The 24,852-nt window shown below is 57.6% G+C and carries 19 protein-coding genes and 2 pseudogenes; 11 read left to right on the forward strand and 10 right to left on the reverse strand.

The features are described from left to right. A pseudogene (locus Q0J85_RS11070) lies at positions 1 to 1,226 on the forward strand (hypothetical protein); the annotation flags it as partial. A 347-nt stretch (positions 1,227 to 1,573) separates the two neighbouring features. Here the strand turns inward: Q0J85_RS11070 and Q0J85_RS15490 are convergent. After that, a pseudogene (locus Q0J85_RS15490) lies at positions 1,574 to 1,921 on the reverse strand (transposase); the annotation flags it as partial. A gap of 33 nt (positions 1,922 to 1,954) precedes the next feature. Here Q0J85_RS15490 and Q0J85_RS11080 point away from each other — a divergent pair. Further along, positions 1,955 to 2,905 carry a hypothetical protein gene (locus Q0J85_RS11080; protein WP_294481446.1) on the forward strand — a complete coding sequence of 317 codons (951 nt, stop codon included), beginning with the start codon at positions 1,955 to 1,957 and terminating at the stop codon, positions 2,903 to 2,905. A gap of 131 nt (positions 2,906 to 3,036) precedes the next feature. Here Q0J85_RS11080 and Q0J85_RS11085 read toward each other — a convergent pair whose 3' ends face one another. The 5 genes from Q0J85_RS11085 to Q0J85_RS11105 are packed head-to-tail and all read right to left on the reverse strand — an operon-like array spanning position 3,037 to position 9,924. Then, the gene (locus Q0J85_RS11085) at positions 3,037 to 3,762 is read right to left on the reverse strand and encodes a hypothetical protein (RefSeq protein ID WP_294481449.1); all 726 of its coding nucleotides are present in this window, start codon (positions 3,760 to 3,762) and stop codon (positions 3,037 to 3,039) included. 24 nt (positions 3,763 to 3,786) lie between these two features. Continuing rightward, on the reverse strand, positions 3,787 to 6,219 hold the full coding sequence (gene lon, locus Q0J85_RS11090) for an endopeptidase La (RefSeq protein ID WP_294481452.1): 2,433 nt from the start codon (positions 6,217 to 6,219) through the stop codon (positions 3,787 to 3,789). Positions 6,220 to 6,253: 34 nt separating this feature from the next. Beyond that, positions 6,254 to 7,558 (reverse strand): cyanophycin synthetase, encoded by a 1,305-nt coding sequence (locus tag Q0J85_RS11095; RefSeq protein ID WP_294481454.1) that lies wholly within the window; start codon positions 7,556 to 7,558, stop codon positions 6,254 to 6,256. Between the two features lies 1 nt (position 7,559). Then, a complete protein-coding gene (locus Q0J85_RS11100) occupies positions 7,560 to 8,762 on the reverse strand; it encodes a hypothetical protein (protein ID WP_294481456.1) in 1,203 nt (400 codons plus the stop codon). A gap of 58 nt (positions 8,763 to 8,820) precedes the next feature. Continuing rightward, positions 8,821 to 9,924, reverse strand: coding sequence for an aminotransferase class V-fold PLP-dependent enzyme (locus Q0J85_RS11105; RefSeq protein WP_294481458.1), 1,104 nt, complete (start codon positions 9,922 to 9,924; stop codon positions 8,821 to 8,823). A gap of 154 nt (positions 9,925 to 10,078) precedes the next feature. On the opposite strand from Q0J85_RS11105, the gene nifS reads away from it, so the two are divergent. The 6 genes from nifS (at position 10,079) to Q0J85_RS11135 (ending at position 16,120) form a co-directional block, all read left to right on the forward strand. Further along, a complete protein-coding gene (gene nifS / locus Q0J85_RS11110) occupies positions 10,079 to 11,275 on the forward strand; it encodes a cysteine desulfurase NifS (RefSeq protein ID WP_294481461.1) in 1,197 nt (398 codons plus the stop codon). 115 nt (positions 11,276 to 11,390) lie between these two features. Then, entirely contained in the window at positions 11,391 to 11,672 is a 282-nt protein-coding gene (locus Q0J85_RS11115) for a DUF493 domain-containing protein (RefSeq protein ID WP_294481462.1), read from the forward strand. Positions 11,673 to 11,872: 200 nt separating this feature from the next. Further along, complete coding sequence (locus tag Q0J85_RS11120) at positions 11,873 to 13,081, forward strand: hypothetical protein (RefSeq protein WP_294481464.1); 1,209 nt, start codon at positions 11,873 to 11,875, stop codon at positions 13,079 to 13,081. A 26-nt stretch (positions 13,082 to 13,107) separates the two neighbouring features. Then, entirely contained in the window at positions 13,108 to 13,236 is a 129-nt protein-coding gene (locus Q0J85_RS11125) for a hypothetical protein (RefSeq protein ID WP_294481467.1), read from the forward strand. Between the two features lie 406 nt (positions 13,237 to 13,642). Further along, positions 13,643 to 14,809 carry a type III PLP-dependent enzyme gene (locus Q0J85_RS11130; protein ID WP_294481469.1) on the forward strand — a complete coding sequence of 389 codons (1,167 nt, stop codon included), beginning with the start codon at positions 13,643 to 13,645 and terminating at the stop codon, positions 14,807 to 14,809. A 111-nt stretch (positions 14,810 to 14,920) separates the two neighbouring features. Further along, positions 14,921 to 16,120 (forward strand): FAD-dependent oxidoreductase, encoded by a 1,200-nt coding sequence (locus Q0J85_RS11135; RefSeq protein ID WP_294481470.1) that lies wholly within the window; start codon positions 14,921 to 14,923, stop codon positions 16,118 to 16,120. A gap of 303 nt (positions 16,121 to 16,423) precedes the next feature. On the opposite strand, the gene Q0J85_RS11140 is transcribed toward Q0J85_RS11135, so the two are convergent. The 3 genes from Q0J85_RS11140 to dxs form a co-directional block, all read right to left on the reverse strand. Then, entirely contained in the window at positions 16,424 to 18,214 is a 1,791-nt protein-coding gene (locus Q0J85_RS11140) for a 30S ribosomal protein S1 (RefSeq protein ID WP_294481472.1), read from the reverse strand. A 117-nt stretch (positions 18,215 to 18,331) separates the two neighbouring features. Beyond that, positions 18,332 to 19,765, reverse strand: coding sequence for an MATE family efflux transporter (locus Q0J85_RS11145; protein ID WP_294481473.1), 1,434 nt, complete (start codon positions 19,763 to 19,765; stop codon positions 18,332 to 18,334). A 219-nt stretch (positions 19,766 to 19,984) separates the two neighbouring features. Continuing rightward, positions 19,985 to 21,826 carry a 1-deoxy-D-xylulose-5-phosphate synthase gene (dxs, locus tag Q0J85_RS11150; protein ID WP_294481475.1) on the reverse strand — a complete coding sequence of 614 codons (1,842 nt, stop codon included), beginning with the start codon at positions 21,824 to 21,826 and terminating at the stop codon, positions 19,985 to 19,987. Between the two features lie 151 nt (positions 21,827 to 21,977). Here dxs and Q0J85_RS11155 point away from each other — a divergent pair, with 151 nt between their 5' ends. From Q0J85_RS11155 to Q0J85_RS11165, 3 genes are read left to right on the forward strand one after another with little or no spacing between them, the layout of a single operon-like run. Continuing rightward, positions 21,978 to 22,517 (forward strand): hypothetical protein, encoded by a 540-nt coding sequence (locus tag Q0J85_RS11155; RefSeq protein WP_294481476.1) that lies wholly within the window; start codon positions 21,978 to 21,980, stop codon positions 22,515 to 22,517. Between the two features lie 5 nt (positions 22,518 to 22,522). Further along, entirely contained in the window at positions 22,523 to 23,344 is an 822-nt protein-coding gene (locus Q0J85_RS11160; RefSeq protein ID WP_294481478.1) for an ABC transporter permease, read from the forward strand. 15 nt (positions 23,345 to 23,359) lie between these two features. After that, the gene (locus Q0J85_RS11165; RefSeq protein WP_294481479.1) at positions 23,360 to 24,388 is read left to right on the forward strand and encodes an MlaD family protein; all 1,029 of its coding nucleotides are present in this window, start codon (positions 23,360 to 23,362) and stop codon (positions 24,386 to 24,388) included. 75 nt (positions 24,389 to 24,463) lie between these two features. Here the strand turns inward: Q0J85_RS11165 and gcvH are convergent, their stop codons facing one another. Beyond that, a complete protein-coding gene (gene gcvH / locus Q0J85_RS11170) occupies positions 24,464 to 24,838 on the reverse strand; it encodes a glycine cleavage system protein GcvH (protein ID WP_294481482.1) in 375 nt (124 codons plus the stop codon). Positions 24,839 to 24,852: the final 14 nt, after the last annotated feature.

Genomic DNA, 24,852 nt, shown 5'->3' on the forward strand with positions numbered 1-24,852 from the left:
CGCTCGCAGGTACCTACTACCTCGTCGTCGAATCCGGCGACAAGGGCAAGGGCAAGCAGAACGGCTACTACGACTTCACCATCAACGACGACTACTTCCCGGCGGCTTCGGCGAACAACAGCTTCGGCACCGCCGAGCAGATCGCGCTCAACGCCGCCGGAAGCGGGTCGAGTGCCAAGAACCAGTGGGTCGGGTTCGGCGATGCCGCGGACTACTACATGTTCACGACGACGGAGAACGGGGCCATCTCGATCGACTTCAACATGCAGCAGCAGAGCACCAACACCAACTACAAGGTCACGCTCTACAGCCTCACCGACGGCAAGACCAAACAGCTCAAGAGCGTCACGATCAAGGGATCGCTCGGTTCTGTTGAGAACATCTTCAAGAACGATGTGCTCGCGCTCGCAGGTACCTACTACCTCGTCGTCGAATCCGGCGACAAGGGCAAGGGCAAGCAGAACGGCTACTACGACTTCACCATCAACGACGACTACTTCCTCGATCCGCAGGAAGTGAATGATGGGAAGACCTACACCGTTTCGACATCGATCAACACGTCGATCTCGGGCTGGGTCGGCTTCGGCGATGCGTCCGACAGCTACGTCATCGATGCTCAGGCCGGCAGTTACTCGATCTCGATCAACAATGTGTCCGCTCAGCTCAAGGTCACGCTGACCGATATCGCGTCCGGCAAGAAGATCAAGACCTGGACCGTCAAGGAAGACCAGATGCTGATCTCCCCGGCGCTCAACAACTCGCTGCTGAAAGGCGATACGCTGCTCACCATCGAGTCGGGCGACAAGGGCAAGGGCAAGCAGAACAGCGATTACAGCATCAGCATCGTCGCCAACGAGATCTTCCCGGCGGCGACGAACAACAACGATCTGGCGAACGCGACCAGCGTGAACTTCGGCAACGTCAATACGATCGATCTCGACAACGAGTGGATCGGCTATGGTGACGATACCGACTTCTTCCGCTTCGAGCTCGATTCGGCGTCGCGGGTCGACTTCGACCTCAATCTCGATAACAAGGCGCTGACGGTCGGCAGAGAAGTGAAAGTCAAGCTCTACAATGCCTCCACCGGCAGAACGGTGGGACTTGACAGCGCACTTACGTCGACCAATACGCTGGAAGCCGGCGTGTATGCGGTTTCGGTCGAGATCACGAATCCGGAAAAGAACTGGACGTCGTACGATCTCGGGATCACCAAGCTGGCGTAATACGGCGGCAGCGATCTCTCCGGAGAATCGACATTCCCCGGAGAGGCGCGAAACGGAAACAGTTCAGGGAGAAAGCCAGGCGGTTTCTCCCTGTTTGTTATATTGGTCGAATACTGCGACGCGCATCGGATCAGGAGCATGGACATTTTGAGCAGATGCATCGCGGTATGCGCGAATCGAAAGCTTATGATAACGTCCGGAAAATTGCGCACATTGAAAACGAGGCAGCTTGAAAAAGAGCTTGTTTTCTGATTGATTACGGCGGTTGGACTCGACAACGGGCCAACCGCAAAATGGCAGCGTCTGCCAACGGGAATCTGAAGTTCCACTTCGCCCGCTTTGGTCAGAAGTTTGCGATTGTAGCTTCCTGCTCGCATATCCTGCCGATCCGGGCTGCGCTGATACCTCGAAGCCTGGCAGATCGCGTCGGCTTCCGCATTCAGGAGCGCATTCAACGTATCCTCGACGGACTGTCGAACCTGTCCGTCGAGATGCGTCCGAATCTCTTTTTCACCGATTTTAATTGCTCCGGAGATTGCTTTTTCGTTTTCATGCGCTAGATTTTTCCATGGCCTGTTGTCCTTTCGATTGATTGTTGTGTGATGACTGTAATCAATCAGAAAACAGGCCTTTTTCCAAGTGCCTTCTCTCAAAATATGCGCAATTTTCCGGACGTTAACAAATAGACATGTCATCAACACTAAGGAGCAGAGGAGAGAAGAGAGAGGATGAAAAAAGTATTTTTAAGTTGTTTGTGTTTCATTTCAATAGTGTCTTATGGCATTGAATTGCGTCAAACAGATCAATCCGGTATTGATTTGATTTTTGGGTACGAATATGGCAAACCTGATGGAAATATTTTCTATTCACCGAAACATGCGCTGACGTTTGTGCCGTATACCAGCAAATCTGAAGACGGGAAACGCTATTTTTCGATTTGGATGTTTCGCAACGACAAGATCCGCTTTGAAAATATAATTGGACAGATTTCGATGAGGAGTGTTGATGATGCCGAAATGGTTTTGCAATTGGACTCCAGCTATGACAAACGGGTCATAAATGACTCCACGAAAGACAAAGAAATTACTGCAGACGCCTATTTATTTCATAAGCGTCTTGCCATGGTTGCCGCGTCGTTCATGCCCGGCGAATGGAAAACGCAACGTTGGGAATCAATTACATATAATAAATCTCAATGGGTCTTGACTCAAAAAGATGCCAATGGCAAGCACCATAAAACGACACTTACCCCCGCGAAAAGCACAAACACCATGTTGTTTCAAAAAATCACGCTGCCGCAAAGTTTTGCTCAAACGGAGTTCCTGAAAATCAAATTTAATACGGCTCCGGTCGGTATTCCGCAAAAATACGGGAATGGTTACTGGGTAAGATTTGAAGATGACCGTGTATTCTATTATTTTGACGATGCTGATTTTGCATGGGGCATCGGATTTGACAAAGCCAAGATCGTAATGGTGCTGCGGGGAAATCAGCAGAAAGTGGAAGCAGATTTCCATACGGACAAAAAATTTGGAAAAATCTTTTATCAGCGGACTCCGTTTCTACTTTACATGACCCGTTATGAAACCGATCACAAATACGGACTTGAATTCAAACTGAATCCGTGGGACAGCAAACAGCTTTTTACCGTCTCAACTTGCGATCTTTTGAAAGAATAAACGAGGCAGCTTGAAAAAGAGCTTGTTTTCTGATTGATTACGGCGGTTGGCCTCGACAACGGGCCAACCGCAAAATGGCAGCGTCCGCCAACGGGAATCCGAAGTTCCACTTCGCCCGCTACCGTAGTTAATCAGAGCGTCCGGATGATCGACGATACCGCCTTGTCTCCCGGAACAAAGAGCCCGACTTTCGCGGATTTGTTGAAGTTGATCCGGGTACGCCAACCTGGTCCGAAAAGGCCGATTTCATCCGTGTAGTAGAGGTCGTTCTCCTGCTTGAAGCTGTTCACTTCGAGCGTCCGGTACGGTTTCGACTCGCCGGGTTTGAGGAATTCGGCTTTCAGCGGGAAATAGTAGTTCCGGGCGATATAAACCCGAACCTGCTCGCTTTTATCCGGAGCTTCGAGCAGAACCACCCGGCAGGCCGCCCCTTTCACGGAATCGGCGTCCAGCTCTTTGACGACCGGGTAAAAAAGAAAGCTCATCGTCAGATCCGAGGCGCGAACACCCATGTAACCGAGCATCGGATTTTCCTGTTGACTCCCCTGCATGGGTACGACGCTGGTCTCCGAACTGCCGGAGTTGCGGGTCTGACCGATCAAATATCCCTCCCGGCCGCCGATGATGATCTGCCCGGTCATGCGTTCAGGCTGAAGAATCACGGCGAAGTAGATCGACTCGCTCTTCGGCGATTCCCCGCTGCGGCGGTGCTGAATCTGCCCATCGAGAGCGGCGTAGGTCGCAGTCGGATTCGGGAAGCGCACCCGCTCCATGAACTGATTCAGCGGAAGTTCCTCCTCCGCGAACAGCGATGCGGCAAGAACCGCGAACAAAAGCAGCAGCATCCATCGTTTCATCGGGCAAACTCCTCCCGGGTTACCTTATTTTTTCTTCCGTTCAACTTTCCGCGCGGGAGAGAACGCGACCGCCATCGCCTCCCGGAAATCGGAGACGAAATGGAATTCGAGCTTCTCCCGGACCATCTCCGGCAATTCGAGGGCATCCTTGCGATTCTCCTCCGGCAGCATGACCGTATCGATCCCGGCGCGCAATGCGGCGATGACTTTCTCGCGGATGCCGCCGACGGCGGTGACCCGGCCGCGCAGCGTGATTTCGCCGGTCATGGAGAGACGCGGCCGCAACGGCTCGTTCCGCAGATGCGAGATGAGCGCCATCGTGATGGTCACCCCCGCGGAGGGGCCGTCTTTCGGCGTGGCGCCATCCGGAACATGGATGTGAAAATCGTGTTCCGCAAAGTACGACGGCTCGATTCCCCATTCCGATGCATGAGCCCGCACAAGGCTGTAGGCCGCCTCCGCCGACTCCTGCATGACCTTGCCGAGAGAGCCGGTCAACTTCAACCCGCCTTTGCCGGGAATCGAGATCACTTCAACCGGCAGGATCACACCGCCGCAGCTCGTCCATGCCATGCCGGTTGCACAGCCGGGGCCGAGATTTTCGGCGGCCTCGTCAAGGATGTATTTGCGCGCCCCGAGCAGCTCCTGAACGAGCGCGGGCGTGACGGAAACGGTCGCATCCGGAGCGATTTCCCCCTCGACAATGCGCCGGGCGATGCGGCGGCAGACCTGCCCGATGCAGCGTTCGAGTTCGCGGACGCCCGCCTCGCGCGTGTAATGGTCGATCAACTCGTCGATTGCAGCGGCCCGGAACCGCACCTGCTTCGATTTGAGCCCGTTGGCTTTGATCTGACGGCCGACGAGATAGCGTTTTGCGATCTCGCGTTTTTCGTATGAGGTGTAACCGGGCAGCCGGATGATCTCCATGCGGTCCTGAAGCGGCCCGGGGATCGTGTCGAGCAGATTCGCCGTGGCGATGAAAAACACCCGCGAAAGATCGTAATCCACTTCCAGATAGTGGTCGTTGAACGAGAAATTCTGGGCGGGATCGAGCACCTCGAGCAAAGCCGAGGCGGGGTCGCCGCGGAAGTCGTTCGCAAGCTTGTCGATCTCATCGAGCATGAACACCGGATTCCCGCTGCCGACTTTTTTCAGATTCTGGATGATCCGTCCGGGCAACGCGCCGACATAGGTGCGGCGGTGGCCGCGGATCTCGGCCTCATCCCGGACTCCGCCGAGCGAAACGCGGATGAAATTCCGTTTCATCGCGCGGGCGATCGACTGCCCGAGCGAGGTTTTGCCGACGCCCGGGGGGCCGACGAGGCAGAGAATCGGAGCTTTCCGATCCTCTCCGCCCTTGAGCTGGAGAACGGCCAGGAATTCGAGAATCCGTTTCTTCACATCCTCGAGTCCGTAATGATCGGCATCGAGAACCTTCTGCGCTTCCGCACAGTCGAGACGGTCCTCGGTGAACACACACCACGGCAGATCGAGCAGCCAGTTGATGTACGTATAGGCGATGTGATACTCCGGAGCAGCCTGCGGAATCACCTCAAGCCGCGAAAGCTCTTTGCGCACGACGTCGAACACATGCGGGGGCAGCTCGGTATTCTCGAGCCGTTCCTCGATTTCAATGATGTCCGGGTTGCGGTTGTCCTCCCCGAGCTCCTGCTGGATCGTGCGAAGCTGTTCCCGCAGAAAAAATTCACGCTGCTGGCGGCTCATGGCCTGGTGAACTTCACTCTGGATCTTCATGCCGAGCTTGAGCACCTCAAGTTCGCGATTGAGCAGAATCGCGAGGATCTCAAGCCGCTTGCGGACTTCGGTCATCGCGAGCAGCAGAAGTTTCTCCGCATAACTGATATTGAGGGCATCGGCCAGCAAATCCGCAATGCGCCCGGGAGACTCGGCATTGATGACCGCCACCTGAAGCTCTTCCGGGAATCCGGGCATCGCCGCGGCAAGCTCCTGAAATGCGGCGACCACCGATTTCTGACGCGCGCGGTTTTCCTTGTCCTCATTCTCCGCGGAAGAGTCGGTAAAAACCTGAACCCGGGCGATGGAAATCCCCTTGACCAGTTCAATCTGCCGACAGAATATCCGCTTGAGCCCGCGAACCAGAATCCGGACCGAACCGTCCGGAAAATTCAATTCCTTGACCACGCGGACGAGCACTCCGACGCCGCTGTAGCGTTTTTCCCGGTAGACGAACAATTTCAGAGGAACCTGCACCGGCAACATCCCGAGCTCCTCGTCCCCGGGCAGTTCAGGAAAAATCGCCAGAAGCCGCTCCTGCTCCATCGCCTGCCGCAGGGTCGGGAGATTCTCCTCGTCAACCTGAAGAGGCGTGAGACTGAACGGGAAAATGACCGGATCGCGCATCAGAAAAAGCGGAGCGACCTGCTCCCCTTTCGCCGAGCCGAGCCCGGTGACGGAAATTGTCGAAGAATCTGCCATAGTAAATTTCTCTCCCTTTCTGCGGAGGTTGCAATCATTCGAGATTCAGAACCGCGGCCGGATCGACGGAAGCGGCCAGCACTTCCCCCGCCAGATAGAGAGATCCGGCCGCAAGAATCCGGCGCGGTGCGCCTGCGTATGCGAGCTTCAGAGCGGACGCGGCGTCGGGGGCGGCGGAAAAATCCGCAACGATCCCGGAATCTTTCGCCAGAGCGATCAGTTCCTCGCCGCTGTAACTCGGCCGATCCGATTCCGCGAGCGGAACGAAGATAAACCAGGCCGCAAGCTCCGCGAGAAGCCGCAGCCCGCCCGCGACATCCTTATCTTTGAACCCGGCAAAAACAACCGTGAATTTCTCGCCGGGGAAAGTCTCTTTCAACGCCTCGCAAAGCGATGCGATTCCATCCGGATTGTGGCCGCCGTCCACGATCAGACGTTCACTCACCTGATCGCAGCGACCGGGCCAGCGGCAGTTCGCAAGCGCCCGGAACGCCCGCTCCGGATCAATGCCGAGAGTCGGGGCAAGTTTCTCAACCACCAGAGCGGCAAGCTGAAAATTCCTGCGCTGCATGCCGCCCATCAGCGGCAGCGCAATCCGGCGCCCGTCGTACTCGAACTCCTGAACGGTACGGGTGCCGTCAAAGTGCCTGCTCACCGGCCCGTCAAACGGCCGCGTTACGCTGAAACACGCACTTCCGAGCTCCCGCGCGCGGTCGGAGATGACCCGCCTCGCCTCTTCCGGCATGATTCCGGTGAACACCGGCACACCGGGTTTGACGATTCCCGCTTTCTCGGCGGCGATCTTTTCGATCGTGTCGCCGAGATAGGCCTGATGGTCGAGCGCGATTCCGGTGATGATCGACGCGAGCGGCCGAACCACGTTGGTCGAGTCGAGCCTGCCGCCCATGCCGGTCTCCCAGATCACGATGTCAACTCCCGCCCGGGCGAAAATCATCGCGGCGAGAACAGTCGTAAACTCAAAATAGGTGAACGTGAAAGGCCGCCCCGTATCGGTCCGGGCAGCCGCGGCAAGTTCGGAAGAGAGGGCAAGATAATCCTCCTCTGAAACCGCCAGCCCGTTCACGCGAAACCGCTCACGGATATCAATGAGATGCGGAGAGGAATAGAAACCGGTCGTAAAACCCGCCCCGCGCAACATGCACTCGAGCATCGCTCCAGTGGACCCCTTGCCGTTCGTCCCGGCGATATGAAGAAACGAGAGTTCCCGTTCGGGATTCCCGACCCGGCGCATAAGTTCGCAGGTTGCTTCCAATCCCGGCTTGATCCCGAACATCGAGAGCGTGTCGAGGTAACCGTCGTCGATTCTTGCGCTGGACATCTCACCGCCTCCCGGCACGCGACCAGACGGGCATGGAGAGATTGTACGGCGTCGAGACAAGCAGCCGGACCCGTCCGGTCCAGCTGTCGATCACGTAGAGCGCCGAGCGGCGGCCGTCGGAACGCTTGCAGACGACCTGCCGGTTGTCGGCCGCCCACGCCGGGGACTCCCAGACGCCGGGTTCATCCGTGATCCGGGTATTCTCTCCGGTCTTGAGGTCATAGACGGCGATCGTGTAGACGCCCTGAATCCGGGTGGCGTAAACGATCTTGTTGTCACTCGACCAGTCCGGCGTCACCGCATCGGAACCGAGGGCTTTCAGAACACGGCGGTTGCGGCCGTCGATGGAGATGATGTTGATCTTCGGCACGCCGGTCTCGTCACTGACAAACGCAATTTCACGCCCGTCCGGACTCCAGCACGGCGAGGCTTCAACCGAAATGCCGCTGGTCAACCGCCGCCGCACGCCGCCCCGGCCGGCCGGCATGACGTAGAGATCGACCTTGTGGTCGGGGCTCAGGATCACGGCAAGATTCCGCCCGTCCGGGCTGATCGCCGCACCGCTGTTGATGCCGCGGAACGAGGTCAGCACCCGGCTGCGTTTCGGATTCAACATGGTCTGAATCACGTCCATGCCGGCGCGATTGTACTTCGAATAGCCGATCGAATTGCCGTCCGGGAACCAGCACGGTTCGACGCAGAGCGCGTTGTAATTCGTGATCTGCTGAATGTCGCCGCCGTCGATGTCGCAGGTATAGATGTTTTTCACACCGGAAGCGGTCTGGGCGCAGAACGCGATTTTGGTCGAGCAGAAACCCTTGACTTTCAACTCCTTGAAATTTTTCTGAATAATCGCGTCAACGGTCTGCTGGGCGAGACGCCGCCTGCTGCCGGAGAGCGTGACGCCCCAGCTCCCGGCCGGAGCACCGCCGGTGGTGAGCGTGAAAATCGCCCGGTTGCCGGAAAGCGTACCGGTCAGAATGTACTCCGCTTTCGGATTCCGCGAGAGGTCGAACCAGCCGCAGACGCCGAGGAACGTCGTCATCTCTTTGGAAAACTCCGGATCTCCGGGAATTCCGGCGAAATAGAGCTCGGGGTTGGTCCGCACGTTTTTCGTGATGACGATCGGCTCGGGGGACGCGGCAAAAACAGCCGCGCCGGCGGCCAGAAAGACCGTCGCGGCCAGAAAAAGAACTTTATTCATGGTTTGACTCCTTGATTCCACACGCTGAAAGAACGTCGGAGGGTAACATAACCCGCAATCACCAGTTTTTCAACACGTTCCGGAGAGCTTCGACGAACTTTTTCGCATCATCGGCGGTCGACTCGGGACTCAGACTCACGCGGAGCCCCGACCAGACATCGCGCCCGCGAAAACCGAGCGCGCGCAATGCCGCCGACGGCTCCCCCGTTTCGGAAGAGCAGGCGCTCCCCGCGGCAACCATCACGCCCGCCTCCGACAGCATCCGGACCAGGACTCCCGACTCCACTCCCGGAAACATCGCATGCAGAATGTAAGGCGAGGCCGCTTCCTCTGGAATCGTGCAGAAACAACGCTTCCCGCCCGGGAGCTCGATTTCCGGCAGTTCGCGGCGCAGAAAACCGTTCAAACGATGCGCCCGCTCGAGCGATTCCCGCAGTTCGCGGCAGCGGAGTTCGGCCGCAAACGCCATCGCGAGCAGCACCGGCACCTCCGGGCGGCCGATCCGGTACTCCACATGCCGGTAGCGATGGGCGAATTCGAGAAACGCCTTCGCGCACGGAGCATGCCGGTCGACCAGAATCGCGGCTCCGCCGGGAGCGCCGAATTTGTGACCGGAAACGAGGAAGAAATCCGCACAGCCCGGCTGCAGCGGCAGCCGCCCCGCGGCCTGAATCGCATCGAGAATCCGGACCGCGCCGGGAAACGGAACGAAAAGCGCTTCCGGCTTCTGAATACGCCCGAGTTCACTCTGCACAAGATGAAACGCAGCGAAATCCGCGGGAAACTCCCGCGGAATGAGCGCGCCGTCCCGTCCGGCCCGCAGCAGAGCAAACTCCGCCGCCGTTCGATGCAGATTGGCCGTGAGCGCAGGGTGTTCCAACAGCGAAGAGACCCCGCGCCTGCCGGCGACGACAGGAGAGTCGGCGAGGAGGTGGAAGAGCTCCGTTCCGCTCATGCCCCAGACCACCGCGAACTCTCCGCCGCGACTGCCGAAGAACGCTTCTGCCAGCTGCGCGGCTGCGGCATCGAGTTTCCGTCTGGCATCGTACCCGAGCTGATGGGCCGCCTCCTGGTTGGCAAATGCCTTCTCCTGCATCGCATAAAAATATTCGAGGACGGCGCGCGGTGGACGCGCCGCCGAAGCGTGGTCAAGATAAACCATAGATAGACAAACCCGCCTCCTGCGATCGTAATTTCCGGTGTTTCCCTTATAATATATCATTCATTCCCCCGAAAAAGATTGACTTTTTGGAAAAATATGGTTTATTTTATGAAAGACAGTTGATTCCGTCATATGAGGAGGTTTTCATACCATCATGAATCAGAATAAAGTCATTTATCTGGACAACAACGCCACGACTGCGGTCGATCCGGAGGTGTTCGAGGCGATGCGTCCGTTTTTCTGTGAGAGATACGGCAATCCTTCGAGCATTCACCGCTTCGGCGGCAGCGTCGCCGCAGATATCGAAGAGGCCCGGCGCCAGGTTGCGGATCTTCTCGGGTCGAAATTCCGCGACACTGACGGCAATGCTGCGGAAATCATTTTCACAAGTTGCGGAAGCGAGGGGGACAACGCGGCGATCAATGCCGCCGTCAATGCCCGCCCCGGCAGAAACAAGATCGTTACGACCAGCGTCGAGCACCCGGGAGTGCTCGCTTACTGCCGGGAACTCTCCCGGCGCGGGTTCGAGATCGAATACATTCCGGTGGACGAGCGCGGACGGCTCGACCTTGATTACGCGGAACGGGCGATCGACGACTCGACAGCCGTGGTTTCGGTCATGTGGGCGAACAACGAGACCGGGACGATCTTCCCGGTGGAAACCGTCGCCAGAATGGCGCATGCCAGGGGCGCACTCTTCCATACCGACGCGGTGCAGGCGGCGGGCAAGGTGCCGATCGATCTCGATGCGAGTGAAATTGATTTTCTCTCGATTTCCGGACACAAGCTGCACGCGCCCAAAGGGGTCGGAGCGCTGTTCGTGCGGAAAGGGACCCGGTTCAAGCCGCTGATTTTCGGCGGACACCAGGAGAAAGGCAGACGCGGAGGCACGGAAAACGTCGCTTCGATCATCGGGCTCGGCCGCGCCTGCGCGATCGCCCGGAAGAATCTCTCGGCTGAAAACATTCAGCTCACGAAATTGCGCAACCGGCTCGAAGAGGGGGTGCAGCAGCGGATCAGCCATATCCGGATCAACGGAGATCTCGCGAACCGGCTGCCGAACACCTCTTCGATCAGTTTTGAATACATCGAAGGGGAGTCAATTCTGATGCTGCTGGATATGATGAATATCTGCGCATCGAGCGGCTCGGCGTGTACGACCGGAAGTCTGGAGCCCTCACATGTGCTGCGTGCGATGGGGCTGCCCTACACGGCGGCGCACGGAACGATTCGCTTCAGTTTGTCGAAGTACAATACGGAAGAGGAGATTGATTACGTAATCGAGGCGCTTCCGCCGATCATCGAGCGGCTGCGCGCGATTTCACCATACTGGACGGGGAGGGACAAGTGAGCGGAGAGAAAAATTCTGCGTGTCCATGTCTCAACACCGGCTGCGTCCGTCACGGCGACTGCCGGGCCTGCCAGGCCTATCATCACGCCAAAGGAGGAAGGAGCAGCTGCGGAAAATGAGCGGAGAACCGATGAAGATTCACGGCGAAGTTCTGAAATTCCCGGTTGACTGGGAGTATCGGATCATCGTCGAAGCCGCCAGGGAGGGGAGTGTGCGCGAGGAGGTGGAGAACTGCCTGACGTCGCACAAAATTCCTCTCTCGATTCACGAGGGGCTGCATTCGGAAAGCGGACGTTACCGGACGCTGAAAGTGGCAGTGACGCTCCAGAACCGCGAAATGATGGACTCACTCAGTGCGGATCTGGCAGAAATTCCAGGAGTGAAATTTCTGCTCTAAAACGGACCGGAACAGGGAAAGAAGAGCTTTTTTTCAAAAAAAATCGATTTATTTGCCTGTTCTCCGCTTTTTGGCATTTGACAATATATTTTTGTCGTGCTAATGTTCAACAGCGTCATGGCAGACGTGTTATTGTTTGTAAACCAGGTTTGTATCATATAAACGGCAAATTCAACCAAAATCAGAGTGGGAGAGCCCCGATGAAAGCAGTCAACGTCGTATTGAGTATCCTGATTCTTCTGCTTGCGGCCGCGAGCGCAGTCTTCTCTTATTTCCTGTTTGAGAAGCGCAGTCAGATGGTCGAAGGCTGGAAGAAGATGGCAACTACGATCAACCAGAGCGCAAAAGAAATGGACAAAGGCAGCGGCACCAAGGTGGGTGACGCCCTGACCGTGGAGGCGCTCTCGCACGAGAACTATGCGGGACTCGATCAGAAGCTCGCGCAGTTGACTACTCAGAGCCGCGCCCTCATCAAACAGCGTGACGAACTCGCCAACGCCCTGCGCCGCATCGGCACGATGGTGGAGATGAAGAACGTCCCCGCGGAGAAAACCATGAAAGAGATGACCACCTATTCGACGGCGAAAGATGACGTCATCAACGGGACGGGAGACCTGATCAGCAACCGTAACAAGATCGTCGAGCGCGTGGTAAGTTCGGCCCGTGCGAATCTCAACATCAACCTCAATGCGGCGAAGCTGAACGCGGCCGACAATGCGGAACTCGAGAAGTATGCGAACCGGCTCAACCAGTACGGCAAGGAGCGTCGCGACTTCGAGGCTGCCCTCCGGGACATCTACCGGCAGTGCGGCAACCAGGGCGCGCTGAATTTCTCCGGGAACAATTTCACCGGAGAGCTCAACAAAGTCAAGCAGGCGGTCAGCGCCATGAAAGGCAAGCTGGATGAAGCGAACCGCACCATTGCGGCCCGCAATCAGGAGATCCAGCGCCAGAACAACCAGATCAAACAGCTGAACGGGCAGGTCGCCTCCGCCCAGAAAGCGCTTGATGAAAAAGTTTATCAGCTTGAGAGTCTGCGCGACGTGCTCGGGCTGAACAAAGATGAGAAGATTCCGATGCCGTGGAAGCCGGGTTCGCCGGAAGCGCGCAAACAGGTTGTCGGCCGGGTTGTCGACGTGAGCACGAAGTACGGTTATATTTCGATCAATCTCGGCACCGATTCCACGGTTCCGCAGCAGCTCGGGAACAAGGTCGGCAACATCAACATCGGCATGGCTCCCGGTCTGGAGATGATCGTCTCGCGTGGAGAGCTTGAAGTCCCGACCTCCGAGTTCATCACGAAAGTGAAAATCACGAAAGTCGACAAGAACTGCGCGATCGCGGAACCGTTCGGCGATCAGAACGGGGAAGTGGAAGTCGGCGACAAGGTCTGGTTTGACATCCAGTAATCAACCGATACCGGGAGGATACGCAAGTGTTCAATTCAAAATTCTTCACGGTCATGATTGTTCTGACTTTCCTCGCGATGGTCGCCACTGTGGTGTTCCAGTCGGTGGAAATGAGCGATTACAATCTCTTCAACACGATGTTCGCTTCAAAATGAGACAAGTGTTGACATCAGCCGCCGCAATTCTTGCGGCGGCCTTTTTCTGTCTGTGCACCGGCTGTACGCCTCAGGAGCGCATGGGAGTGAGCCCGATTCCGCAGAATTCCCCGCCATCCTGGGAGATGCAGCCCTATGGTCCGATCCGTAATTGACATGTTTTCGGCACCGCTCCGGCGTCTCTGTCTGCAAAAATCGGCTTTTTTTCCATTTCAAAGTTGAAATCGGAAAGAATGGGGTTACTTTTTAAAATTGTCAAAAAACCGGTACACGGTTGATCCGTTCCGGTTTTCGTCCGGTCCGGTTTTCCTTGGAAAGCAGCCTGGCCGGCCGTTTCGCCCCCGCATCAAAGCGGCGAACCGGAAAACAAAAGAACGTTCGTGATTTAAGAAAGGTCGAAAAAACAATGCGGATTGACGTTCTGGACTACTACACCAAAGAAGACTGGCTTCCAATCCGGGAGGAAGCCAGAAAGCATCCCTCCCCTTTTCTGGTGGTAAACCTGAATATCATCAAACGGAAATACGAGGAACTGCTCGCTCACTTTCCCTTTGCCAAGATCTACTATGCGGTAAAAGCCAACCCCGCACCCGAGGTGATTGAACTGCTGCGGGATCTCGGCTCCCATTTCGATATCGCGTCACGTTATGAGCTGGACCGGGTCTTGTCGCTGGGAGTCACGCCGGACCGGATCAGCTACGGCAACACGATCAAAAAAGTTGCGGATATCCGCTATTTTTATGAAAAAGGGGTATCGCTGTACGCGACCGACAGCGAGGCGGATCTGCGCAACATCGCCAAAGAGGCGCCGGGCTCGCGCGTTTTCTGCCGGATTCTGACCGAGGGCAGCGAAACGGCCGACTGGCCGCTGTCGCGCAAGTTCGGATGCCACCCGGACATGGCGATCGATCTGATTCTGCTGGCACGGGAGATCGGGCTCAAGCCGTGCGGAGTGAGTTTCCACGTCGGCTCTCAGCAGCGTGACATCGGCACCTGGGACTCGGCGATTGCCAAAGTGCGTTATATCTTCGACTACCTTGAGGGAGAGGGGTTGAAGCTGAATCTGATCAACATGGGTGGCGGGTTCCCCGCCAACTACATCTCCAAGACGAACGAGATGACGGTCTACTCCGAGGAAATCACCCGCTACCTGGAGGAGGACTTCGGGGAGGACGCGCCGGAAATCATCCTGGAACCCGGGCGTTCGCTTGTGGCGGAATCGGGCGTTTTGGTCAGCGAGGTTGTGCTGATCAGCCAGAAGTCGTCGATGGGCGTCGACAAGTGGCTTTATCTCGATACGGGGAAATTCAACGGGCTGATTGAAACCTGGGATGAATCAATCAAATACCCGCTCTACTGCGAAGCGCGCGGCGAGCCGTGCGAAGATTTCATCATCGCGGGGCCGACCTGCGACAGTCAGGATGTGATGTACGAGTATTTCCGGAATCCGCTTCCGGCCTACATCAAGGCAGGGGATCGGGTCTACTGGCTTACGACCGGCGCGTATACCTCGAGCTACTGTTCGGTGGAATTCAACGGCTTTCCGCCGCTGCCGGTTTATTTCGTCAAATAAAAGTCAATATTTTCCCGGGCGGAGCTTTTCGGAGTTCCGCCTCTCTATTATCGAAGGAGCAGCGCGAGGGGGGGAGTCATGCACATCATTCGGCCATCTTCAGAAGTTCCAGTGAGAAATCGGGCGGAGGTTCTGGTTGTCGGCGGCGGCCCGGCAGGGTTCGGGGCGGCGGTTTCGGCAGCGCGTGCCGGGGCAAAGGTTACGCTCGTGGAACAGGGCGGAATGCTCGGGGGGATGTGGACGCTCGGGCTGCTCAGCCCGTTCTTCGACAATCAGCATCACGAGGGACTGAACCGCGAGTTGCGGGAAAAGCTCATGGCACACAACGCCTGGGGCGGCCTGTGGAACATGTCTTTCGACTCCTGCGAAATGGCTCTGCTTCTTGACGAATACGTGTCGGAACTCGGGATCGACGTACTGCTCTACACGATGGGGTGCGATCCAATTCTGGAGGGCGATGAACTCAAGGGGATTTTCATCCGGAATAAATCCGGGGAGCAGGCGATTCTCGCAGATATCGTGATCGACTGTACCGGAGACGGCGATATCGCCGCCCGGTCGGGAGCGCCGTTCCGGATTGGACGGGAGAGTGACGGCGTGTTTCAGCCGATGACCATGATGTTCAAGATCGGCGGCCTGCGTCCGGACTACAGCAGGGACGATCTGCGCAGCTGGTACAATGTGCTGATCCAGCGCATGCCGGAATCGGAATTGCTCTCGGAGATTCCTTACGACAATCCCGCCTTGATCACATTGCCGCGCCGGGGAGAGGCACTGATTCAGTGGACACATGTCAAGCGTTGTCTCGGAACCGACGCCGAACAGCTCACGAAGGCGACGTTCGAGGGTCGGCGACAGGTGCGCCGGGCTCTGGAATGCTTTAAGCTCGTGCGGGATAAGCTCGGCGACGTCTATCTTCTCGACCTGCCCGCCGTGATCGGGGTGCGCGAAACCAGACGGATTATGGGAGAGTACGTAATAAGCGAAGAAGACGTAAAAAGCGGAGCGAGCCAGCCGGATGCCGTCTGTCGCGTCCATTTCGGTGTGGACATCCACGAGCCTGAGCAGACGAAGCAGACCTGCTGGAAACATCCAGGGTTCGACATTCCGCTGCGTTCGCTCATCCCGTTGAAAGTGGAGAATCTGCTGACAGCGGGACGTTGCATTTCCGGCTGTTTTGCCGCGCACGCCGCCTATCGCGTCACGGGGGATTGTCTTAAAACCGGTGAAGCTGCCGGAGCCGCGGCAGCTGAGGCGATCCGTTCCGGCCGTAATATCCGCTCCTGGGCAGCGGAACACCTCAGCCGGTGATCCCCTCCCCGGTAAAAGCCCGCACAGAAAGCCGAGCAGCCGGCTGACGGATTCGAGCTCTTTTGTGAAATCGCTCTCATACCGTCCAGTATGAATTGCGAAACGGGATATCGATGAGCCTGAACAGCAGAACTGCCCGGCGTCGCTCGCAGGTTCGAGATTCAAACAGAGCAATCCGCAGGCAAAAGGACCTGGCGTCGTTCAGGGATATTTCGTCGGCAGCGACCACCGTTGACAGGAAAACATAAAAAGGCCCGTGGAACATCGCTCCACGGGCCTTTTTGATTAGTCGAACGTTGCGACTCAGTCGAGCTTGAGACCCGCGAGGGACTCGTTGCTGAAGACTTCGCCCATATCGACCATCGCCTCACCCGGCTTGAGAGCCGCGGTGTACTCCTCTTCGGCGGCTTTCAGATCCTCAGGCGAGAAGTTCTCGCCGACCGCCTTGATCGAGAGACCGATACGGCGCTCGTCGTTGTCAACCTTGATGACGCGCGCTTCAACCTCGTCACCGACGTTGAGCACGTCCTTGACCTTGTCAACGTGGTCGCGGCTGAGCTGCGAAATGTGAATGAGACCGTCGATCTTGTTCGAGAGCTCGACAAATGCGCCGAACTGCGCAATCTTCGTAACTTTGCCCTTGACGATGTCGCCGACCTTGTAGAGCTCGTCGATATTCGCCCAGGGATCGCTTTCGGCCTGCTTCAAGCCGAGAGAGATGCGCTGCTGCTCCGGATTGATGTCGAGAATCACCGCCTCGACTTCCATGCCCGGCTTCAGAACTTCGTTCGGATTGTTGATCTTGCGCGTCCAGCTCATGTCGGAGACATGGATCATGCCGTCGATGTCGTTCTCAATCTCGACGAACGCGCCGTAGCTGGTCATGTTGCGAACCTTGCCCTTGATGCGGCGGCCGACCGGATATTTCTCGGCGAGAACTTCCCACGGATTGCGCTCTTTCTGACGCAGACCGAGGGAGATCTTGCGGCTGTCGCGGTCGATGTCGAGAACCACCGCCTCGACTTCGTCGCCGATGCTGAGGACGTCGCTCGCCTTGCTGATACGCTTGGTCCAGCTCATTTCAGAGACGTGGATCAGACCCTCAACACCCGTTTCAATCTCAACGAACGCGCCATACGGCATGATATTCACGACGCGACCCTTGATTCTGCTCCCTTTCGGATACTTCGCAACGACATCGTCCCACGGATTGCGGGTCTTCTGCTTGAGTCCGAGCGAGACACGCTCCTTCTCCTTGTCGATGCCGATGATGACCACCTCAAGCTCCTGCCCGACCGAGAGAACCTCGGACGGATGCGAAATACGTCCCCAGGAGATATCCGTGATGTGCAGCAGGCCATCCACGCCGCCAAGATCGATGAACGCACCGAAGTCGGTGATGTTCTTGACCACGCCCTTGCGCAGATCGTCGACTTTCATCTCGCTCAGGAGCTTGCTGCGCGACTCGCGGAGCGACTCCTCAAGCAGCTCGCGGCGCGAAACCACGATGTTGCGACGGTCCTGGTTGATCTTGATGATCTTGACATCGAACTCCTTGCCGATGTAGTCGTCCATATTGTGCACCGGGCCCACGTCAAGCTGCGAACCGGGCAGGAAAGCAGGGAAGCCTTCGACATCGACCATGATGCCGCCCTTGACGCGGTGGCGCATGAAACCCTTGACAACATAGCCCTCGCCGTATTCGGTCGTAATCCGGTTCCATGCCTTGATCGAGTTCGCCTTTTCGAGGCTCAGTTCCGGCATGTTGTTGCGGTTCTCGATCTCTTCGAGATAGACGTCGATCTTGTCGCCGACGGCGACTTCATCGAATTTGAGAAACTCGCCCGCGGGGACGAAGCCCTCGGCCTTGTAACCGATATCCACGAGCGCGCCGTCCGGACGCTTCGCGACGACAGTGCCTGCCACGATCTTGCCTTTGGTGAAAGCGTTCGTGCTCTGGGAGGAGGCCAGCAGCTCGTCCATCGAGCCGGGGATGTTCGAGAAATCCAGGAAGCTGTCCGCGAATTTGTTTTCTTCTGCCATGTTGTTTTTGTTCTTGTTGTTGTTGTTTGATTTGTTGTTTGTTTTACCCATCCCTGCCGTCGGCACGAGTTGCCGATTCAGGGCCGATTCATTTAAAATACCCTATCTCCCGTAAAATACAAGCAGTTATGTCGATTTTTTCCGGGATTTTCGTCATTTTCGGGGGAATCAGCCCGCAACCGGCGCGGATATCCGCTGCGCACCGGACCGGACACTCTCCACGGATGCGAGCTCCTCAAGGCGATGCAGTTTCCGGAACTCCCGGTGCAGGAGGTACGCGATCACCAGGGCAGCCATACCGTCCGCCGCCGGTGCCGTCGCCCATACTCCGTTCAGTCCGAAGAAGATCGGCAGTACGATGATGCAACCCAGAAAGCAGAATCCGTTCCGGAACACCGTGAGGAAAATCGTCATCTTCGGCCGCCCGGTCGACTGGAAGAAGTTCGACCCGATACAGAAGATCGGCCACAGCGGGAAGAGCAGGAAGAAAATCCGCAACCCGTGCGCCGCCATCGGCACGACTTCAGAGTCATTGTTGCAGAACCACCCCACGATCGTCGAAGCCCAGATCATCACCGGCACATAGAACAGAAGCGTCGCGCCGCCGCTCATCAGAAACGCCCCCTTGAGCGTCTGCGCCACGCGCCGGAACTGCCGTGCCCCGTAGTTGTACCCCACGATCGGCTGATATCCCATCATCACCCCGAACGTCGGAATCATCAAAAGCATGATGATCGTCGAGATGCAGGTCATCGACGCGACCGCCTTGTCGCCGCCGTTCCGCAGCAGCGTCGTATTGATGAGCGCGTTCAGCACCGAGTTGATGCTCTGCAGAATGAGCGGGGAAATGCCGATGGCGGTCATCGCCGTAAAATACTTCCAGTCGATCCGCAGATTCCGCCAGCGCAGCGTCAGATAGCGGAACGGCCCGACCGAAAAATGCCAGAACATGAGGATCGTCGAGAGCAGTTTGGAAATTCCGGTCGCCCACGCCGCCCCGGCGATGCCCCAGTCCCACTGCATGATGAAAACCCAGTCCAGCGCAATGTTCGCAAAACAGCCGACCGCGATGAAGAACATCGAAAAATTCGGACTGCCCTCCGCCCGGATCAGATTCGTCGTCCCCATCGAAAGGAAATCCGCCGCCATGAACCACAGCAGAATCCGGAAATATTCCGCCGCGTAAGGATAGGTCGCCTCGCTCGCGCCGAAACAGTAGAGCAGCGGCTTCAGAAACGTGAAGCCGAGCAGGGTCGTCAACGCCCCGCCGATCAGGAAGATCATGATGACGTTGCCGAGAATCCGTTCGGCGGCCTCCTTGTTCTTCTCCCCGAGCTTCAGCGAAATGAGCGTGCCGCCGCCGATGCCGAACATCATGCCGACCGCGATGAAGATCATGAAGAGATAGAATGTGATCCCTACCCCCGCAATCGCGTCGGTCCCGAGTTTCCAGCTGATGAAAATCCGGTCGACCACGTTGTAGACCGTGAACATGAGATTGCTCAAAAGCGACGGAATGCTGAACCGCAGCAGCAGCCGGAAAATCGACTGCGTGCCGAGTTCGTGCGTCATCTTTTCGGACAAAGAACCGCTGCCGGACATAGTTGAATGAAATTCCTGGAGTTTGCCTGACTCTTCCGTAAGACGCACGAAGAGTCGCGCCGCGGCATCAGGCTCCCGGCGGCGGGTGGCGACGTGCGCTCTAAAACCACAGCTTCTCCGGCACGACAGAAACGTTCCGGAGAAGCAGAGCATATAATATACCGCCGTTTTCCGGATTATCAAACATTTCCGGCAGAGAAATCCGGAAGAAACCCGGGTTCAGTGCAATTCGTTGATCCGTTCGGCGATCGCCTCGGCCGTCAGCCCGAACGCCCGGCGCAGATCGGCGACCTTGCCGTGCGGAATCGCCCGGCCGGCCGGCCAGCCGAAATGGAGGATTCCGCCGTGCGGAGTTTCTCTCAACGCCTCGTCGAGCGCCGTCGCCAGCCCGCCGGAGAGGACATGATCCTCGATCGAAACCGTCACCCTCCCCGCAGCGAGCTTCCGCGCCATCTCCGCATCGAACGGCGCGAGAAAACGGGCATTCACCACACAGCAGTCGCGCTCACCGAGCAGTTCGGAAACCGCGAGCGCCGTATCGACCTCCGCTCCCATCGCCCAGATCACCGGGCCGGAACCGGGACGGACGATTTCCGCTTTTCCGGATTCGAGCGGCGAGACCGGCGCATCGACCGGAACCCGGCTTCCGCCGCGCGGATAACGAATCACGACCGGGCGCGCCAGTTCATACGCATACTTGAGCATCGTCTTGAGCTCCGCTTCACAGCGCGGCGCCAGAACAGTCAGCCCCGGCAGCGCACGCAGAAATCCGAGATCGTAAATGCCATGATGGGTCGGCCCGTCCTCGACCGCGCCCGCCCGGTCCAGCGCAAAGATCACCGGCAGCTGCGGCAGCACCACATCGTGATAGACGCAATCGAGCGCACGCTGGAAAAACGTCGCATAGATCGCGCAGACCGGACGCTCCCCCGCCGTCGCAAGTCCGGCCGCGAACGCGACCGCATGCTCCTCTGCGATTCCGACGTCATGAAAGCGATCCCAGAACGACTGCGCAAACGGCGCCAGCCCCGTTCCGTCGGTCATCGCCGCAGTGATCGCATGCACCTCCGCATGCTGCCGGGCCAGATCGCATACCGCTGCGCCGAATGCACCGGAAAACGTGGGTTTTCCGGAAGAGGCAATCGCCCCGGTCTCGCGGCAGAACCCGGGAACGCCGTGATAACGGGCGGGATTCTTCTGCGCATGCTCGTACCCCCGCCCTTTCTCCGTGATGACGTGCAGCAGCACCGGACCGTTCTGCTGTTTTTTCAGGTGATCGAGATGATAGAGCAGATCCGGCAGCGAATGCCCGTCAATCGGGCCGATGTAGCGAATCCCGAGCTCCTCGAAGAGCCCCCCCGGCAGAATCAGGTATTTGATGAGATCCTCAAGCCGCCGGATCAGCTTGTGCAGCGTCTTGTGTCGCGGCAGCCGGAAGAGCAGCCGCTTGGCGCCGGTCTTGAACCGGTTGTAGAATCCCCCCGAGATGATCCGGTTCAGCGAACGGGCGACGCCGCCGACATTCCGGGAAATCGACATTTTGTTGTCGTTCAAAATGATGATGAGATTTTTTCCGCCCTCGCGCGCATTGTTCAGCCCCTCGAGAGAGATGCCGCAGTTCAGCGAACCATCCCCCACCACCGCGATCGCCTTGGCGGGGCTTCCGGCGCGGATGTGCGCGGCGGAAATGCCAAGAGCGGTCGAGATCGCCGTCCCGGCATGACCCGCGACAGACGCATCGAACTTCGATTCACCCGGATGGGGAAATCCGGCACACCCCCCATACTGCCGCAGCGTCTGGAAAAATTCGCGCCGGCCCGTCACGATCTTGTGCGTGTACGCCTGATGACCGACATCGAACACCAGCGAATCCGCCGGAATATCGAACACATAATGCAGCGCCAGCGTCAGTTCCACCGTCCCGAGATTCGCTCCGAGGTGTCCTCCATTCCGGCTGACGACATCGAGAATCAGCTCGCGGATCTCCCGCGCAAGCTCTCCGAGCGCCTCCGGCGGAAGTTTCCGCAGATCGGCGGGGGAATCGATCTTTTCAAGATACATTCGGAATCAAACTCCATAATACGGACTCATTCGCATTTGACTGGCCATAAAATACCATTCCGATGTCGTTTTTGCAATCGTCTTTCTTGAAATTGAGCGATTGGGAAGATATTTTATAATGATAATAATTATGAAGAAAGGAGCGGATTTTATGAACCGCATGATTCTTTTGTCTGCCCTGCTGCCGGTCCTGCTGCTCTCCGGTTGCATGTTTGAGTCCTACCGCCCCGTCGCGGAGTTCGATCTCGTCGCCGGGCCGACGGAGCCTCCGGCCCGCGCACTGCGCATTCTGGAGTTCCGCAACAATTCGACCGCGGGCAGCCGCCTCCAGTGGCGCGACTCCTCCGGCCGGGTGATCCGCGACCCGTACAACAAATGGATTCTGCCGCCGGAACAGCTTGTGGCCCGGACGCTGAATCTCGCTTTGCGGCGGCCGGATGAGAAATCCGCAACGCCGATTCCGATCGCTGGAACGCTCGACGTGTTTGAAGTGGACGGGGCAACCTACAAATTCCTGCTGGAAGGCAGCTGGAAACTGCCGGATGATGACCGCGAGTTTCCATTCTCCTGCGCGGTGCCGGTGGAGGAGGATTCCGCTTCCGCCGTCGCCCGGGCCGCGGCGGAAGCGGTCCGGCTTCTGGCCGGGCAGATCTCGCAGTGGAGCAGCACGGAATTCAAACAGGGAGAGTGACCCAGATGGGACGTCCGCAGAACATTCGCTCTCTCCGGGCTCTCTGCCTCCAGATCGCAGATGCCACCATCGCGATCCGGGACGAGATCTTCGGGTTCCTCGATTTCCTGCGGGAACTCGGGCGCTCGGCCCGCTATTCGCTGTTCCATCCGCTCCGGATCAAATGGCGCAGCACGTTCTATTACATGGACAGCTGCGGAGCGGACGCCATGCCGATCATCGGACTGCTCGGGCTGCTGATCGGTGTGATCCTCGCGTTTCAGGCGATCGTGCAGCTCTCGCGCTACGGGGTGGACAGTTTCGTCGTCAATCTGGTCGGAACCGTCATCGTGACCGAACTCGCGCCGCTGGTCACGGCCGTCGTTCTCGCAGGGCGCACCGGCTCGGCTTTCGCCTCCGAACTCGGACTCATGAAGTCGCGGGAGGAGCTCGACGCCATGACCACGCTCGGACTCGATATCGGCCGTTTTGAGCTTATGCCGAAACTCCTTGCCCTCGTCGTCGTGATGCCCGGACTCACAATCATCTCCGATGTCTGCGGCATTGTCGGAGGCATGCTGATTGTCTGTTCCATGCTCCACACCTCCGTTGCGGAGTATTTCAGCAAGACGTTTGAGGTCATTCAACCGATCGACCTTGCCCAGGGACTGGCCAAAAGCATCGTTTTCGCCGCCATCGTCGCCGCCGTCGGCTGCTGGAAAGGGATCAGCGCCGAACGCGACGCGCAGGGAGTCGGCCGGGCGACGACCAGTTCGGTTGTGACTTCGATCTTCCTCATCGTCGTCTTTGACGCCGCAATGACCGCCATCTTCAGTTTCATCAGTTAATCAGGATCTATCATCATGAACGAAGCAAATCGACTGAAACTCGGAGGATTTCTGCTGATTTCGATCACGCTCCTCATTATCGGTTTCGTCTCGATCGGAATCACGAAACTCTTTGAGCCACGTTATCGGGCGATGACCGTGCTCAACACCTCGGTGGAGGGTCTTGCCGTCGGCTCTCCGGTCAAGTATCTCGGACTCCCGGTCGGCAAGATCACCGCCATGACCATGCGCCAGAAAGACGGCTACATCGCCGTCTATTTCGACATCTTCCCCTCCGCAGTCGAGCAGGACGACGACCTCCCGCCCGGCACGGTCGGCACGAACATCGCGACCGTTATGCAGCAGAAGAGTCTGAGCTGTTTCATCAACGCCGCCGGCATCATGGGCGGCGCCTACCTCGAACTCTCGACCAGCGACTCGCTGCCGCCGGCGGTGCCGCACCTCGACGTCCACCCCGAGGACGGCATCATCTACATCCCGTCGCGCCCCTCCCACATCGGAAACGCGATTCAGAACATCAGCCGAATGCTCGACGAACTCGAGAAAGTCAACTTCATTCAACTCGCAGATAAACTCAATGGCACGCTCGACAATATGAGCGACCTGCTCGAAAAAGGGGAACTCAAAAACACGTTCAACAGCATCAACCGGATCTGCAACAATCTGGAAACTTCCAGCCAAAGACTTCAGACCGCCCTCTCGGAAGAGAACGTCCGGAAACTCGACCGCGCCATCGACAATCTCGATGCCGGAATCATTTCCCTGCGAAAATTCGGCGACAGCTCGGAACTGCGCGATGTCGTAATCAACCTCAACACATTCCTCACGGACGCTTCCGAAGCGATCAAAAAAGCCGAAGCCGGCAGCGCCGCCCTGGGGAGCGAGGCCGCCGACCTGAAACTCCGGCTGGAGATGACCCTCACGCGGATCGACAACACGCTCAAACAACTTCAGGAGTTTTCGCAGACGCTCTCAAACGATCCGAACCAGTTCGTCCGCGGGCGCCAGGAAAAACCGGTCCTGCCGACGGGGAAACCGCATTGAGCGAATAACGGCGGAAGAAAAAACGGGCCGGAAATGCATTCCTCATCTCCGGCCCGGCGCGTCTTACGGAAAAATTCACTTGCGCAGTTTGCGCAAATATTTCTGATACGCATCCTCGTTCATCATGTCGTCCAGCTCGGAACTGTCGAAATTCACGAGCCGGCAGAGCCATCCTTTCTCCTCCGGGGAGTCGTTGATGAGGCCCGGCTCGTCAGCCAGAGCCTCATTGACCTGCGAGACCGTCCCGCTGATCGGGGAGTAGATGTCGGAAGAAGCCTTCACCGATTCGACTTCCCCGAGACGGTCGCCGATGATGAAATCATCCTCCTCCTCAGGGAGCTCCACATAGGTGATTTCCCCCAGCTCATCCGCCGCATACTCGGAGATGCCGACCGTCGCTTCTTCGCCGGTTATCTCGACCCATTCGTGATCTTCGGTGTAATACTTCATCGGGCTGATTTCCT

This window comes from uncultured Victivallis sp., assembly GCA_944389935.1.
Classification (GTDB): Bacteria; Verrucomicrobiota; Lentisphaeria; order Victivallales; family Victivallaceae; genus Victivallis.